This window comes from Pseudomonas sp. AC136, from assembly GCF_979258585.1.
In genome coordinates, this window is the sequence record NZ_OZ409865.1 from 4456396 (window position 1) to 4471758 (window position 15363).

General features: G+C 62.1%; 12 protein-coding genes. 6 read left to right on the forward strand and 6 right to left on the reverse strand.

Annotated elements, in window-relative coordinates:
* Positions 1–87 precede the first annotated feature (87 nt).
* From dsbC to thrC, 3 genes are all read left to right on the forward strand, one after another.
* The gene (gene dsbC, locus ACZZZU_RS19925; protein WP_122492757.1) at positions 88–816 is read left to right on the forward strand and encodes a bifunctional protein-disulfide isomerase/oxidoreductase DsbC; all 729 of its coding nucleotides are present in this window, start codon (positions 88–90) and stop codon (positions 814–816) included.
* Positions 817–954: 138 nt separating this feature from the next.
* Positions 955–2259 (forward strand): homoserine dehydrogenase, encoded by a 1305-nt coding sequence (locus ACZZZU_RS19930; RefSeq protein WP_122492756.1) that lies wholly within the window; start codon positions 955–957, stop codon positions 2257–2259.
* A 10-nt stretch (positions 2260–2269) separates the two neighbouring features.
* Positions 2270–3679 carry a threonine synthase gene (gene thrC / locus ACZZZU_RS19935; protein WP_463536287.1) on the forward strand — a complete coding sequence of 470 codons (1410 nt, stop codon included), beginning with the start codon at positions 2270–2272 and terminating at the stop codon, positions 3677–3679.
* 190 nt (positions 3680–3869) lie between these two features.
* Here thrC and ACZZZU_RS19940 read toward each other — a convergent pair whose 3' ends face one another.
* Complete coding sequence (locus ACZZZU_RS19940) at positions 3870–4739, reverse strand: TIGR02285 family protein (RefSeq protein WP_122492754.1); 870 nt, start codon at positions 4737–4739, stop codon at positions 3870–3872.
* A 192-nt stretch (positions 4740–4931) separates the two neighbouring features.
* The gene (locus ACZZZU_RS19945; protein WP_463551602.1) at positions 4932–6131 is read right to left on the reverse strand and encodes a CaiB/BaiF CoA transferase family protein; all 1200 of its coding nucleotides are present in this window, start codon (positions 6129–6131) and stop codon (positions 4932–4934) included.
* A 95-nt stretch (positions 6132–6226) separates the two neighbouring features.
* On the opposite strand from ACZZZU_RS19945, the gene ACZZZU_RS19950 reads away from it, so the two are divergent.
* The 3 genes from ACZZZU_RS19950 to recJ all read left to right on the forward strand — a co-directional run bounded on the left by ACZZZU_RS19950 (position 6227) and on the right by recJ (position 9703).
* The gene (locus ACZZZU_RS19950; RefSeq protein ID WP_122452001.1) at positions 6227–6772 is read left to right on the forward strand and encodes a YaeQ family protein; all 546 of its coding nucleotides are present in this window, start codon (positions 6227–6229) and stop codon (positions 6770–6772) included.
* Positions 6773–6805: 33 nt separating this feature from the next.
* Entirely contained in the window at positions 6806–7906 is a 1101-nt protein-coding gene (locus ACZZZU_RS19955; protein WP_463551603.1) for an FUSC family protein, read from the forward strand.
* Between the two features lie 81 nt (positions 7907–7987).
* Entirely contained in the window at positions 7988–9703 is a 1716-nt protein-coding gene (recJ, locus tag ACZZZU_RS19960) for a single-stranded-DNA-specific exonuclease RecJ (protein ID WP_463551604.1), read from the forward strand.
* Positions 9704–9893: 190 nt separating this feature from the next.
* Here recJ and ACZZZU_RS19965 read toward each other — a convergent pair whose 3' ends face one another.
* The 4 genes from ACZZZU_RS19965 to ACZZZU_RS19980 all read right to left on the reverse strand — a co-directional run bounded on the left by ACZZZU_RS19965 (position 9894) and on the right by ACZZZU_RS19980 (position 15348).
* Positions 9894–10310, reverse strand: a complete 417-nt coding sequence (locus tag ACZZZU_RS19965; RefSeq protein WP_463551605.1) for a phosphotransferase system, HPr-related protein — start codon at positions 10308–10310, stop codon at positions 9894–9896.
* 83 nt (positions 10311–10393) lie between these two features.
* Complete coding sequence (locus ACZZZU_RS19970; RefSeq protein WP_463551606.1) at positions 10394–12046, reverse strand: ABC transporter substrate-binding protein; 1653 nt, start codon at positions 12044–12046, stop codon at positions 10394–10396.
* Positions 12047–12208: 162 nt separating this feature from the next.
* Positions 12209–13675 (reverse strand): APC family permease, encoded by a 1467-nt coding sequence (locus tag ACZZZU_RS19975; RefSeq protein ID WP_463551607.1) that lies wholly within the window; start codon positions 13673–13675, stop codon positions 12209–12211.
* Positions 13676–13923: 248 nt separating this feature from the next.
* Positions 13924–15348: a gamma-aminobutyraldehyde dehydrogenase gene (locus ACZZZU_RS19980; protein ID WP_122451995.1), complete on the reverse strand. Its 1425-nt coding sequence runs from the start codon at positions 15346–15348 to the stop codon at positions 13924–13926.
* Positions 15349–15363: the final 15 nt, after the last annotated feature.

The following is a 15363-nucleotide window of genomic DNA, read 5'->3' on the forward strand; positions in this document are numbered from 1 at the left end:
CCTTCCGACCCGCTGCGGTCGGCCTTTGCCGGGCTTGTATGGTAGGCTTCGCCCTCGCTGTTTCGCCGCGTTTTCCAGGAGTATCCAATGCGCGTCACCCGAATTATTGCTGCTGCCCTTATCGCCGTGAGCAGCTGCGTTGCGTGGGCCGATGATGCCAACCAGGCCATCCGCAAAACCCTCGAAAACCTGCAAATGGATGTTCCCATCGAAAGCATCGCCGCCAGCCCGCTCAATGGGCTGTATGAAGTGCGCATGCAAGGCGGCCGCGTGTTGTACGCCAGCGCCGACGGCAAGTACGTGATGCAGGGCTACCTGTTCGAAGTCAACGACGGAAAGCCCGTCAACCTGACCGAGAAAGCCGAAAGCGAAGGCATCGCCAAAACCATCAATGCCATCCCCAAAGCCGAAATGGTCATCTACCCGGCCGTTGGCGAAGCCAAAACCCACATCACGGTTTTCACCGACACCACCTGCCCGTACTGCCACAAACTGCACGGCGAAATCGCCGAGCTGAACCGTCGCGGTGTGGAAGTGCGTTACCTGGCTTTCCCACGTCAGGGCCCGGGTTCGGAAGGTGATCAACAGCTGCAGGCCGTGTGGTGTTCGACTGATCGCAAAAAGGCCATGGACCAGATGGTCGACGGCAAGGACATCAAAGCGACCAAGTGCGAAAACCCGGTGCACAAACAGTTCGCCCTCGGCCAGTCCATCGGCGTGAACGGCACGCCGGCCATCGTGCTGGCAGACGGCAAGTTGATTCCCGGTTACCAGCCGGCGCCGCAGGTTGCCGCTCTGGCTTTGAAGGCCAAGTGAAAACCGCTGCGCTCGTTGCCACGCGGCACTCGTAGCTCGATTGACTAAACCCGGGCCGCTTCGTAAGGTGCGGCTCTTTTATCTTTACGGCCCGCTAATACCGGGCCGTTTCACGCAGTAAGTTCTGGGGAGTTCAGGGTGAAACCGGTCAAAGTAGGCATCTGTGGGCTGGGTACCGTCGGTGGCGGTACGTTCAATGTGCTCAAGCGCAACGCCGAGGAAATTGCCCGGCGCGCAGGGCGCGACATCGAAGTGGCGCAAATTGCGCTGCGCTCGCAGAACCCTCAATGCGACATTACCGGTATTGCCACCACCAACGACGTGTTCGCGGTGGCCACCAACCCTGAAATCGACATCGTCATCGAGCTCATCGGCGGCTACACCGTCGCCCATGAACTGGTGCTCAAAGCCATCGAAAACGGCAAGCACGTGGTCACCGCCAACAAAGCGCTGATCGCCGTGCACGGCAACGAGATTTTCGCCAAAGCGCGCGAAAAGGGCGTGATTGTCGCGTTCGAAGCGGCCGTGGCCGGTGGCATTCCAGTGATCAAGGCCATCCGCGAAGGCCTGTCTGCCAACCGTATCAACTGGCTGGCCGGCATCATCAACGGCACCGGCAACTTCATCCTCAGCGAAATGCGTGAAAAGGGCCGCACCTTCCCCGACGTGCTGGCCGAAGCCCAGGCGCTGGGTTATGCCGAAGCCGATCCGACCTTTGACGTTGAAGGCATCGACGCTGCCCACAAGCTGACCATTCTGGCCTCCATCGCCTTTGGTATTCCGCTGCAGTTCGACAAGGCCTACACCGAAGGCATCACCAAACTGACCACCGCTGACGTCAACTACGCCGAAGCGCTGGGCTATCGCATCAAGCACCTGGGCGTGGCCCGCAGCACGTCCGCTGGCATCGAGCTGCGCGTGCACCCGACGCTGATTCCTGCCGACCGCCTGATCGCCAACGTCAATGGCGTGATGAACGCCGTCATGGTCAATGGCGACGCCGCTGGCAGCACGTTGTTCTACGGCGCCGGCGCCGGCATGGAGCCCACCGCATCGTCGGTGATCGCCGATCTGGTCGACGTGGTTCGCGCCCTGACCACCGACCCGGAAAACCGCGTGCCGCACCTGGCCTTCCAGCCGGACGCGCTGTCCACCCACCCGATTCTGCCGATCGAGGCCTGCGAGAGCGCTTACTACCTGCGCATTCAGGCCAAAGATCACCCCGGCGTGCTTGCCCAGGTGGCGACCATCCTGTCGGAGCGCGGCATCAATATCGAATCGATCATGCAGCAGGAAGTCGAAGAACAAGACGGCCTGGTGCCCATGATTCTGGTCACTCACCGCGTAGTAGAACAACGCATGAACGACGCCATCGCCGCCCTCGAGGCCCTGAGCGATGTGGTTGGCAGCGTTGTGCGTATTCGCGTTGAGCAACTGAGCTGAGGATTTCTCCATGCGTTACATCAGTACCCGCGGCCAAGCGCCTGCGCTGAATTTCGAAGACGTGCTGCTCACTGGCCTGGCCAGCGACGGCGGCCTGTACGTGCCGGAAAACCTGCCGCGTTTCACCCAGGAAGAAATCGCCTCGTGGGCCGGCCTGCCGTACCACGAACTGGCCTTCCGCGTGATGCGCCCGTTTGTAACCGGCAGCATTCCGGATGCCGATTTCAAAAAGATTCTCGAAGAAACCTATGGTGTGTTCGCCCATAACGCCATCGCCCCGCTGCGTCAGCTGAACGGCAACGAGTGGGTGCTGGAACTGTTCCACGGCCCGACCCTGGCGTTCAAAGACTTCGCCCTGCAACTGCTTGGCCGTCTGCTCGACTACGTGTTGGCCAAGCGCAACGAGCGCGTGGTGATCATCGGCGCCACCTCCGGCGATACCGGTTCGGCCGCCATCGAAGGCTGCAAGGCGTGCGAGAACGTCGACATCTTCATCCTGCACCCGCACAACCGCGTCTCGGAAGTGCAGCGCCGGCAGATGACCACCATCCTTGGCGACAACATTCACAACATCGCCGTGGAAGGTAACTTCGACGACTGCCAGGAAATGGTCAAAGACAGCTTCGCCGACCAGAGCTTCCTCAAAGGCACGCGTCTGGTGGCGGTGAACTCGATCAACTGGGCGCGGATCATGGCCCAGATCGTTTACTACTTTCACGCCGCCTTGCAGTTGGGTGGCCCGGCGCGTTCGGTGGCCTTCTCGGTGCCGACCGGCAACTTTGGCGACATTTTCGCCGGCTACCTGGCGCGCAACATGGGCTTGCCGATCAGCCAGCTGATCGTCGCCACCAACCGCAACGACATCCTGCACCGCTTCATGAGCGGCAATCAGTATGTGAAAGACACGCTGCACCCCACGCTGTCGCCGTCGATGGACATCATGGTTTCGTCGAACTTCGAACGCCTGCTGTTCGACCTGCACGGCCGCAACGGCGCCGCGATCTTCGACCTGATGGCCACCTTCAAGAAAGGCGGCGGTTTCAGCGTTGACCAGGATCGCTGGACCGAAGCGCGCAAGCTGTTCGACTCGCTGGCCGTCAGCGACGAAGAAACCTGCGAAACCATCGCCCAGGTGTACGCCGAAAGCGGTGAGCTGCTCGACCCGCACACCGCCATTGGCGTGAAAGCCGCGCGCGAGTGCCGCCGTAGCCTGAGCACGCCGATGGTGGTGCTGGGCACCGCCCACCCGGTGAAATTCCCCGAAGCGGTGGAAAAAGCCGGCGTCGGCAAAGGCCCGATCTTGCCGCCGCATCTGCAAGATCTGTTTGATCGTGACGAGCGCTGCACCGTGCTGCCGAACGACATCAAAGCCATGCAGAGCTTTGTGAGCGAACACGGCAATCGCGGTAAGCCGTTGTAAGCGCGAGCGGTAACGAAAAAGGCCGGCCCACTTCTGTGGTGCCGGCCTTTTTTCTGGCTGGGGTTTTGTGTTGTGCCTTGCCCTCACCCCAACCCTCTCCCGCAAGCGGGCGAGGGGGCTAACGCGTTCTTCTCCCCTCTGCCCGCTTGCGGGAGAGGGACCGGGGGAGAGGGCTTTCAAGCTCCCCGATTCACTCCTTAAAGAACCCCTTCGCCGCCTTCAAATACGCCTCCCGCGTCGCCCCATTCAGCCACTGCGCGTACAGCTCAATCACCTCGCCCTCACGCAAACGGCGCACGGACGCATTGATGGCTTTAATCGCCTCCAGGCCTTCCGGCGTTTTCGAACAGGTGACATACGCCAGCTGATACACCGGCACACCCTTGACCGGGTAGAAGCTCAGCGCATCCAACGGCACGCCGGCGTTCTCGCCCTGATAGCGCATTTCCGGCCAGTAGCCGAGCACCGCCGTCAGGCGCCGGTGTTGCTGCATACGCAGCAAGCTCAAGGTGGCATCAATGCCGTGGTGAACCACGATTCGCTCCGGCTTGGCCTGCTGCAGTTCGGCGTCGATAACCTTGCCGTAACTGCGCTCCACCAGCGTGCCGACGTTGTAGCGGCCGTCGGCCAGAAACGCTTCGAGGTCGAACGCACCGCCTTGGATAAAAGCGGCCAGTTCCGGCTCATCGCTTTTGCGCACCACAATGCCGTTGGTGAGGATGCCCAAGGTGGGAATCGAGAAATGCATCACCTGCTCGCGCTCTTTGCTCCAGAGCAAACCGGAATCGCAGGTCAGCACGCCGCTGTTGAGTATCTGCATCGCGCGGGCGCGGTTGGCCAGGCTGAATACGTGCTCGTACTGGGGCAAGTCGGCGATAAGCCGTTTCATCATGCGGTCGGCGATGCCCTGGCCTTTGAGCGGGCCTTCGAGAATGGTGAACGGCGGCATGTCGCGCATCGTCCAGATCAGACGCGGCTTGTCCTGCGCCCACGCGGGGAGCGCAGCGACGGCGCATAGCGCGAGCACCAGCAAGCGTTGGAAAAAGGGCAGTGAAGGCATCAAAACAACACTCCGGGGGTACCAGGAGTACAGCGTGGAAAGTATCGGCGTCTAACGCGCCCTTACTCAGTCGGCGAACGATAAAGGCCGCGCCTGGCGGAGTCCAGAGCGCTTATCCAGATGGCACAGACGTACGAGATTTTGTAGCAGCGAGCTTGCTCGCGAACCACGCGCCGGGTGGCACTGACGCGGTCAGATCGCGCCCGCGCTTTTCAACGCGGCAATCTGCTCGGCGCTGTACCCCAAGCCCGCCAGCACGCTGTGGTTATGCTCGCCCAATTGCGGCCCCACCCACTCGGCGCTGCCGGGTGTGTCAGACAGCTTGGGCACGATGCCCGGCATCCTGAAGGCTTTGCCGTCCGGCAGCTTGGCGCTGAGGAACATTTCCCGGGCCAGGTATTGCGGGTCGGCGAACATGTCTTCTGCGGAGAAAATGCGGCTGGCCGGCACCTCGGCGGCGTTAAGCGCGGCCAACACCGCTTCCAGCGGCAACGAGCCAACCCAACGGTCGATCACGCCGTACAACTCATCCCGGCGCAGGTCACGGCCATCGTTGCTGGCCAGCGAGGCATCGTCCGCCAGGTCGGCGCGGCCGATGGCGAGCATAAAACGTTTGAAAATCGCATCACCGTTGGCGCCGATCTGAATGTGTTTGCCGTCGGCGCTGGTGTGGATGGAGGAGGGCGTGATGCCCGGCATGATGTTGCCGGTGCGCTCGCGAATAAAGCCGAACACATCGAACTCCGGCACCATGCTTTCCATCATGGCGAAAATTGCCTCGTACAACGCCACGTCCACCACTTGGCCTTTGCCGCCGTTGACCTCGCGGTGCCGCAGCGCCATCAACGCGCCGATCACGCCCCACAGCGCAGCAATTGAGTCGCCGATGGAAATGCCGGTGCGTACCGGCGGGCGGTCTTCGAAGCCGGTGATATAACGCAGCCCGCCCATGGACTCGCCCACCGCGCCAAACCCCGGTTGGTCTTTCATCGGGCCGGTCTGGCCGAAGCCGGACAGCCGCACCATCACCAGGTTTGGATTCAGCGCGTGCAAAACGTCCCAACCGAAACCGAGTTTTTCCAGCACGCCGGGTCGGAAGTTTTCGATCAGGATGTCCGCTTCACTCAGCAATTTGCGAAGCACCTCACGGCCATCCGGGTGTTTGAGGTTAAGCGTCAGCGACTTTTTATTGCGCGCCTGCACAAACCACCACAGCGAGGTGCCTTCATATAACTTGCGCCACTTGCGCAGCGGGTCGCCGCCATCGGGCGACTCCACCTTCACCACCTCTGCACCAAATTCGCCGCAGATGCGCGAGGCAAACGGCCCGGCGATCAGCGTGCCGAGTTCGACGACTTTCACCCCAGCGAGGGGTTTGTTGGCAAGGTTCATGGCGCAATCCGGCGGCAGACAATGGCCGCGACTCTAACCCGCAGCGGTCGCTTGCGGTAGACTTGCCGACCTTTCCCCTGCCCAGACACCCGACCATGGCCCAGCCTTCCACGACCTACAAAGTCGACCTCAACCTCACCGACCTCGACCGAGGCGTGTACGCCACATCGCGCCTGACCATCGCCCGCCATCCTTCGGAAACCGAAGAACGCATGACCGTGCGCCTGCTCGCTTACGCCCTGTGGTACAGCGAAGAATTGAGCTTTGGCCGTGGCTTGTCGGATGTCGATGAACCGGCGCTGTGGGAGAAGAGCCTGGACGGCCGTGTGCTGCACTGGATCGAAGTTGGCTTGCCGGATGCCGATCGCCTGACCTGGTGTTCGCGCCGCACCGAACGCACCAGCCTGTTGGCCTACGGCAGCTTGCGCGTGTGGCAGAGCAAGGTGGTGGACGCGGCAAAAATGCTGAAAAACGTCAACATCGCCGCCGTGCCGCAAGAGGCGCTGGAGAACCTGGCCAAAGACATGCCGCGCGCCATCAACTGGGCCGTGATGATCAGCGAAGGCACCATTTACGTCACCGACGAGCGTGGCCAGCACGAAGTGCAACTGGAATGGCTGATGGGCGATCGCGGCGAATAAACGCCGCCGAGGGTTAACCGAGGTCACGGCACCATGGGTTCTAAGACTTCACCGACCGCAGCGCAACGACGCGGCCGGCTGGCGCGGCTGATACAGGCGATTACCTCGCCCTACGTTCGCTACAAACACGCCAACATGATCCACGCCGTGCGCGTGGGCCTGGCCATGGCGGCCACCGTTGTTCTAACCACTGGTATCAACCTGCCCCACGGCGTGTGGGCATCGGTGTCGCTGCTGGTGGTGGTCGGCGGGTTGCAGCACTACGGCAATGTGCGCAAGAAAGCCATGGAGCGCGCGCTGGGCACCATGCTCGGCGCCGTTATTGGGCTGGGGTTGATTGTGCTGATGAACCTGTCCGGCTCGCTGCTGCTGTTCTTCACGCTCATGTCGATCAGCGCGGGTGCCTGCGCCTACTACGCCATCGGCCGGCCCGGTTATGTCGCGGTGCTGACGGCCATCACCATGGTGATCGTCGCCGGTCACGGCGATCTGGATTTCAGTACCGGTTTATGGCGCACCGCCAACGTGCTGATCGGCATTTCCATTGCCGTGGCGTTCTCCTTTGTGCTGCCGCAATACGCGGTATACGCGTGGCGTTATCGCCTGGCCGACAACCTGCGCGACTGCGCCCGGCTTTACGGCGCACTACTGGACGGCAAACCGCAGTCCGTCGAACAAACGGGCCAGCGCTTTGTGGTCATGAGCCAACGGCTGGTGCAGGCGCGGGCGCTAATGGAGTCGGTGGCCAAGGAAACCCGCGTGCCGCTCGCGCGCCTGGAAGAGCTGCAGCGTCTGCACCGCTCGATTCTTGAAACGCTGGAAATGTTGATCAACTCGCAGCCCGCGTCCGGCTTCGAGCTGGCCTGCACGCCGCGTGAAATCGCGGTGCGTCGCCAGTTATTGCGCACCGCCCGTGCCCTGCGTTTTGGCCGGGTGGGCCTGCTGCTTCAGCGTAACGAGGCCTCCAACAGCCTGGTTGGCGAAGAGCCCACGCCCCTTGGTCAGGACAGCACCCTGCAGGGCCTGCATTGGCTGGCCATGCGTTTCTCCGAACAGGTGGAACGGTTTAGACTGCGCCTCAGCGAAATCGAGCCGCACTGGAACATCGAAGGTGCCCGCCGACCGAATGCCTGATGCGCGCCCGCGCCGACTCCTCAGCGTCATGGGGTCGCCCCGTTGAATGCCTTTTTACTTGTGTAGAACCTGCCAAAACCCATGCGCATCGAAGCCCGCCCGTTACCTGCCACCTTGCCCAACCTCGGCGACCTGCCGCCCCTGCTGACCCGTTTGTATGCCGCCCGTGGCGTGCAGTCGGCGCTGGAGTTGGATAAAGGCCTGGCCAAGCTGATTCCCTACCAGCAACTGATGGGCATCGATGCCGCCGTGGCATTGCTGGTGCAGGCGCTGGAGCAGCGTCAGCGCATTTTGATCGTCGGCGACTTCGACGCCGACGGCGCTACCGCCAGCACCGTCGGCGTGCTCGGCTTGCGGGCGCTGGGCGCGGCCCACGTCGATTACCTAGTGCCCAATCGCTTTGAATACGGCTACGGCCTGACCCCGGAAATTGTCGCCGTCGCGTTGGAGCGCGAGCCGCAGTTGTTGCTGACGGTGGACAACGGCATTTCCAGCGTTGAAGGCGTGGCGGCGGCCAAGGCTGCCGGGTTGAACGTGCTGGTCACCGACCACCACTTGCCCGGCCCTGAACTGCCCGCCGCCGACGCCATCGTCAACCCGAACCAGCACGGCTGCACCTTCCCGAGCAAAGCGCTGGCCGGCGTTGGCGTGATTTTTTATGTATTGCTGGCCCTGCGTGCCCGGTTGCGTGAGCTGGACTGGTTCACCCGTGCCGGCATCAAAGAACCGAACCTGGCTGAATTGCTCGACCTGGTCGCCTTGGGCAGCGTCGCCGACGTGGTGCCGCTGGACGCCAACAACCGCATTCTGGTGCACCAAGGCCTCGCCCGGATTCGCGCAGGCCGTGCGCGCCCTGGCTTGCGTGCGGTGCTGGAGGTGGCGGGGCGGCCGGCCGAGCGCATCACCTCCACCGACTTGGGCTTTATTCTCGGCCCGCGCTTGAACGCGGCTGGCCGGCTGGACGACATGAGCCTGGGCATCGAGTGCCTGTTGTGCGAAGACGAAGCCCTTGCGCGCGACATGGCCGTACAACTCGACCAGCTTAACCAAGACCGCAAAGCCATCGAACAGGGCATGCAGCGCGAAGCGTTGGCCCAGCTTAAAGACCTGCCGCTGGACACCCTGCCGTTTGGCCTGTGCCTGTTCGAAGCAGACTGGCACCAGGGCGTGATCGGCATCCTCGCCTCGCGCCTGAAAGAGCGTTACCACCGGCCGACCATTGCCTTTGCCGATGCCGGCGATGGCGTGCTCAAAGGCTCGGCCCGTTCGGTGCCGGGCTTCCACATTCGCGATGCACTGGATGCCGTGGCCGCCAAAAACCCTGGCTTGATCAGCAAATTCGGCGGCCACGCGATGGCCGCCGGGCTGTCGTTACCGCAGGAACATTTCACCGCATTTGCCGCTGCTTTCGACACCGAAGTGCGCCGCCACCTGCAAGAAGATGACCTTACCGGCCGGCTGCTATCAGACGGCGCACTGGCCGTAGAAGAGTTCCACCTGGAACTGGCCCGCGCCCTGCGCAACGCCGGACCGTGGGGGCAACACTTCCCCGAGCCGCTGTTTCACGGCGTGTTTCAAGTGGTGCAGCAACGGGTGGTTGGCGAGCGGCATTTGAAAGTGGTGCTCAAAAGCGAGTGCGGCTCGGTGCAGCTAGACGGCATCGCGTTTGGCGTTGACCGTGAGGTGTGGCCGAACCCCACCGTGCGCTGGGTGGAGTTGGCTTACAAGCTGGACGTTAACGAGTATCGCGGGCAGGAGACGGTGCAGTTGATGATTGCGCATATTGCTGCGCGGTAGGGGTGCACTTGAGGCTTTGTCGGCAATCACCGTTAGCCTGATCGATTCTGGATCTCGAGTCGTCGAACCGCCGCCTTCGCGAGGATGACGGTGTTTATCATCCAAATCTCCGTCATCCTCGCGCACGCGGGGATCCAGAATAGCGCGACGGACACAGCCGCTTAGCCCAACGCCTAATCAGAAGGCTTATCTACTCCGGCTTCCCATCCAACGGCTTCACATGCGCCAACTCTTCCTCATCCAGCCCATACCCCTCGCCGATATCCGCCTCATCGACAATGCTCAAATCCCAATCTGCCGCCACGGTGCCGCCTGGCTCGTTGGGTGAGCGGGCGCCGGTTTCGTCGATCAGGGTTTCCGGGCTCAGGTCGTCCATGCTCACGCCGTCTTCGTTTTCACCGATGCCCAACGTTTCGCCGCCGCTCTGGCCTGCTTCACGCACGCGCTTGGCCGGCTGCTCACGGGCGATTTCTTCCGGGGATTTAAGGTCGCCTACCTGGCCGCTGCGCTCATCGTTGCGGTCGTCGAAGTCCAACTGCTCGATGGAACCCATGCGGTCTTCGATGTCGTCGATTTCCTGCGGGACGTAGCGTTTTTGCGTGTTCATAGCCGTTCCTTCAATCAGAGGTAACTGAAAGGGTGGACCGGCTTGGGCCGCAGATGGTTCAGGCTAGTTGACTGGCAGCGGCCCTAGCGCAGGGCCAGCATCGCGGCTTTTTTATAGAACATCGCCGAGTCGGCTTTGGACATCAGCTCGTCCAGCTGCTCGCCCGCTTGCGGATAAATCGCCACGCCCAGGCTGCACGTCACGCTCAGTTCTCGACCCTGCCAAAGCATGGGCTGGGCGATGGCGTGGGAAATCTGCTCGGTGAGGCGGTAGATGTCATCGGCGTCGTGTACGCCGTCAAGCAGCACCACAAACTCGTCGCCGCCCATGCGCGCGGCCATGTCGGCCTCGCGAATGTTGGCGCTGATGGCTTGCGCCGCGTGCACCAGAATCGCATCGCCGGCCTGGTGGCCGTAGGAGTCGTTAATTTCTTTGAATTTGTTCAGGTCCAGGTAACACAGGGCCAAACGCTCGTCGTTGCGCTTGGCGGTCAGCAGCTTCTGTGTGGCATACGGAATAAAGCTGTTGCGGTTCGGCAGCCCCGTGAGCGAGTCATGAAACGCCAGGGCGCGCACTTCTTCCTCGGCCACGATGCGCCGGGCAATCTCGCGCTGCAGTCGACGCTGGCTGCTGAGCAGAATCAGCACCACCACCAGAATCGCGGCGCAGCCAATGCTGATGAGCATGATGATGGTGCGCAGCCGTTCCACCAGTTGCGGCGGGTTGGGGTCGTAAAGAAAGCCGTCCAGGCGGCTCATGCTCGGCACCATTTTCTGTTCTTTGAACGCTTCGGCCATGCGCAGCCAGCGGCCGGGGTTCATGTGGCCGATGTCCACCAGGTCGGGAAGAATCAGGCCGCGCATCGCCTGCGCTTCGAACTCAAGGTGTTCGCGGGTTTTGTTCACCTGATACTTGGTCAGCAGCAGGTCGATGATTTCGTCCGGGTGATCCATCGCATACCGCCAGCCGCGCAAGGTGGCGCGGCGAAACGCGGCCACGCGGATAGGGTTGTCGGTGGCTTCGGCCTCGGTGGTGAACAGAATATCGCTGTAGAAATCGATGCCGTAGGTGGCCGGCGACAGCACGGTGTAAGCCACGTTGTGCTGTTGCAGGTAAAACGGCTCGTTGGTGAGGTACGAATTGAACGCCTGCACCTTGCCGCTCACCAGGTCGTTGACGTCGTAACTGCTTGGCTGCAAATCGAGGCTGGCGGGGTCGATGCCTTCGCGGCTGAACATGGTGAGAAAGTCGGCATCGGTTTGCGCGTTCATCAGCATCACGCGCTTGCCGACCAGGTCGTGCACCGTGTGAATGCCGGCATCGGAGCGGGCCAGCAGCACCGAAGGCGAATGCTGAAAAATGGCCGCCAGCGCCACCAGCGGTTTGCCGTTCAAACGCTCGAACAGCAATTCGCTGTTGGACTCGCCATACAGCGCCCGCCCGGCCAGCACTTCTTCGACCGGCGTTTTGCCCGGCGCGCCCTCGTGCAGGCGCACGTCGAAGCCTTCCTCACGGTAATAACCCTGGGCGATGGCGGCGTAATAACCGGCGAATTGGAATTGGTGTTTCCAGCGCAGCTGAAAATCGATGGTCTGCAAATGTGCCGGCGGCGGCACGGCAGCCTGGCTGCTTTGACTGGCAAACCACGGCAAAAACAACACCAGCAGCCAGAACGGCCGTCGTGTTGAACGCTGAGAGGGGATTGGCCGACCTTGGCGCGAAATCGAGTGTGGCATGGCATCTTCCATGAGCAGCGGTCACTGCCGGCTGCTCCGAGCTGACGGTGGGTGCCTTCGCCGCATCATGCCTCTTGTATTACGAGGCGCGCAATCGCGCGCACCTCGTAAGCACAAACATCCTGCCACGCTGGGCCCGGCGTGAACCGGGCATTAGCGGTTTTACTTGTTGAGTTTCCAGGCATCGCCGGCCGGCGCAGTGCCATGTTCGTACGGCTTGCGCAGCACCATGTAAATCACACCCAGGCCAATCACGATGGCGGTGGACAACGGCATGCCGTAGTTCACGTACCAGGCGGCATCCGGCGAGCGCGGCCAGGCCATGTTGATGATCGCCAGCACGCCGTAGATCAACGCGCCGATATTCACCAGCATGCCCCAGCCGCCGAGGGTGAACGCACCGCTGGGTTTCCAGCCACGCAGGCGGGCAAACAAGGCGCCGCTGACAATCATCTGGAACGCCAGGTAAATGCCGATGGCAGCAAAGCTGACGATGGTGGCGATGGCGTCTTGCAGCACAAAACCCAGGCAGATGACGATGGCCGGCAACACGCCGCACACCAGCAAGGCCGTGGTCGGTACGTGGGTGGTGGGCGAGAGTTTTTTCAGCAAGCTGCTGCCGATGATCATTTCGTCACGGGCATACGAATACAGCAGGCGACTGGCCGCCGCTTGCAGACTCAGCACGCAGGAGATGAACGACACCATGACCACTGCCATCACCACTTTCGAGCCCGTGGCGCCGAAGGCGTTGTTGAGAATGGTGGTGACCGGGTCGGCGTCGGTGCCGTTGATCACGGCGGCCATGTCTGGCACCGCCAGAATCAGCGCCAGGCAGGCAAACATTGCCGCGATACCGCCGACGTAAATGGTCATGCGCATGGCCTTGGGAATGCTCTTGCTCGGGTTCGGCGTTTCTTCGGCCACATCGCCGCACGCCTCGAAGCCGTAATACAAAAACATGCCCGCCAACGAAGCGGTGAGGAAGGCCGGCAGGTACGAGCCATCGATACTGATATCGAACGTGTTGAACAACACGCTGAACGGCTGATGACGTTCGAAAATCAGCAAGTAGATGCCCACCACCAACGCGCCCAGCAGTTCACAGATAAAGCCGAACATGGCGATGCGCGCCAGCACCTTGGTGCCGCTGAGGTTGACCACCGTGGCGATGACCGTCAGCACCAGGGCGATGCCGATGTTGGTGTTATTGCTCGGCTCGAAGCCGAGCATGGCCGCCATGTACGGCCCGGCGCCCACCGCCACGGCGGCGATGGTCACCACCAATGCCCAGGCATACACCCAGCCGACCATCCACGCCCAGCGCTTGCCCACCAACCGGCGGGCCCACGGATAGACGCCGCCGGAAATCGGGAACTGCGACACCACTTCGCCAAACACCAGGCACACCAGCATTTGCCCCAGGCCCACCAGCAAATAGGCCCAGAACATCGGCGGGCCGCCGGCTGCCAGGCACAGGCCAAACAGGGTGTACACGCCCACCACGGGCGACAGGTAGGTAAAGCCCAGCGCGAAGTTTTCCGTCACGCTCATGCTGCGTTTGAAGTTGGACGTATAGCCCAGCGCGCGTAATTGCTCCGCGTCGCTGTCGGCGAATTGATCGCTCATTTTTAGTGCTCCTCGAAAGTGATGGCAGCTATTTATTTATGTGCCCGGTTGGGCTGTCGTTATTGGCATTGCGCACCCGCAAACGGCCACGGCTCACCACCGCTGCTGCGCACGCCAGCAACGGCCGGGACGGTGAAAAGTGGAGGTAAAACCTTGCAAAGACCTTTGTAGGAGAGGCTTTAGCCTCGATGCGCTTGGCCGCGTTATGTCGGGCCAATCGAGACTGAAGCCTCTCCTACAGGCTTTCCTTAATGTTTGAACATCACATGCCGCACGGTGGTGTAGTCCTCCAGGCCGTACATGGACATGTCTTTGCCGTAGCCCGACAGCTTTTGGCCGCCGTGGGGCATTTCGCTGACCAGCATGAAGTGCGTGTTCACCCAGGTGCAGCCGTATTGCAGGCGGGCGGCAAAGCGGTGGGCGCGGCCGACGTCCTGGGTCCACACGGAGGAGGCCAGGCCGTAGTCCGAATCGTTGGCCCACGCCAGGGCTTGGGCTTCGTCGCTGAACTCGGTGACCGACACCACCGGCCCGAAAATTTCGCGGCGCACCACTTCGTCGTCTTGCAGCGCGCCGGCCAGCACGGTCGGCTCGAAGAAGAAGCCAGGCCCGTCGACCTTCTTGCCGCCGGTAAGCACTTTGATATGGGGAATGGCGCGGGCACGCTCAACGAAACCGGCCACGCGGTCCAGGTGCTGCTGCGTGATCAGCGGGCCAAGCTCGGTGCTGTCGTCATCCTGCACACCGTATTTGATGGTGCTCACGGCCTCGGCCAGCTTGGTCACGAATTTTTCGTAGATGCCTTTTTGCGCGTAGATGCGGCAGGCGGCGGTGCAATCTTGTCCGGCGTTGTAGAAGCCGAAGGTGCGGATGCCTTCCACGGCGGCGTCGATATCGGCGTCATCGAAAATCACCACCGGCGCCTTGCCGCCCAATTCCATGTGCATGCGCTTCACGGTGTCGGCGGTGCTGGCGATGATGTTGCTGCCCGTCGCCACCGAACCAGTCAGCGACACCATGCGCACTTTCGGGTGACCGGTCAGCGGCGCGCCCACGCTTGGGCCACGGCCGAACACCACGTTGAGCACGCCAGCGGGGAAAATGTCGGCAGCCAGTTCGGCCAGGCGCAAGGCGGTCAGCGGCGTTTGCTCGGACGGCTTGAGCACCACCGTGTTGCCTGCGGCCAGGGCCGGGCCGAGCTTCCAGGCGGCCATCATCAGCGGGTAGTTCCACGGCGCGATGGAGGCGACCACGCCGACCGGATCGCGGCGAATCATCGAGGTATGGCCGGGCAGGTATTCACCGGCGGCCGAGCCACCCATCACGCGGCTGGCGCCCGCGAAGAAGCGGAACACATCGGCAATCGCCGGTAGCTCGTCATTCAGCGCGGCGTTGTACGGCTTGCCGCAGTTCTGTGATTCGAGCCGCGCCAGTTCTTCGGCGTTGGCGTCGATCACATCGGCGAGTTTGAGCAGCAACAGCGAACGGTCTTTCGGCGCGGTTTGCGACCAGCTGTCGAACGCGGCGTCGGCGGCGCGCACAGCAGCGTCCACCTGGGCTTCGCTGGCCTCGTTGATGCTCACCAGCTCGGTGCCCAGCGAGGGATTTAAAACCGCTTGCGCGGCGCCTTCACCGGCGACCAGTTGGCCGTTGATCAGCAGTTTGGTTTGCATCGGTTCTACCCTCTT

Excerpts from the sequence above, each read along its gene's own strand:
- ACZZZU_RS19975 (WP_463551607.1), bottom strand. The coding sequence starts at position 13,675 with ATGAGCGATCAATTCGCCGACAGCGACGCGGAGCAATTACGCGCGCTG.
- ACZZZU_RS19970 (WP_463551606.1), bottom strand. The coding sequence starts at position 12,046 with ATGCCACACTCGATTTCGCGCCAAGGTCGGCCAATCCCCTCTCAGCGT.
- ACZZZU_RS19945 (WP_463551602.1), bottom strand. The coding sequence starts at position 6,131 with ATGAACCTTGCCAACAAACCCCTCGCTGGGGTGAAAGTCGTCGAACTC.
- dsbC (WP_122492757.1), top strand. The coding sequence starts at position 88 with ATGCGCGTCACCCGAATTATTGCTGCTGCCCTTATCGCCGTGAGCAGC.
- ACZZZU_RS19955 (WP_463551603.1), top strand. The coding sequence starts at position 6,806 with ATGGGTTCTAAGACTTCACCGACCGCAGCGCAACGACGCGGCCGGCTG.
- thrC (WP_463536287.1), top strand. The coding sequence starts at position 2,270 with ATGCGTTACATCAGTACCCGCGGCCAAGCGCCTGCGCTGAATTTCGAA.
- ACZZZU_RS19980 (WP_122451995.1), bottom strand. The coding sequence starts at position 15,348 with ATGCAAACCAAACTGCTGATCAACGGCCAACTGGTCGCCGGTGAAGGC.
- recJ (WP_463551604.1), top strand. The coding sequence starts at position 7,988 with ATGCGCATCGAAGCCCGCCCGTTACCTGCCACCTTGCCCAACCTCGGC.
- ACZZZU_RS19965 (WP_463551605.1), bottom strand. The coding sequence starts at position 10,310 with ATGAACACGCAAAAACGCTACGTCCCGCAGGAAATCGACGACATCGAA.
- ACZZZU_RS19940 (WP_122492754.1), bottom strand. The coding sequence starts at position 4,739 with ATGCCTTCACTGCCCTTTTTCCAACGCTTGCTGGTGCTCGCGCTATGC.
- ACZZZU_RS19950 (WP_122452001.1), top strand. The coding sequence starts at position 6,227 with ATGGCCCAGCCTTCCACGACCTACAAAGTCGACCTCAACCTCACCGAC.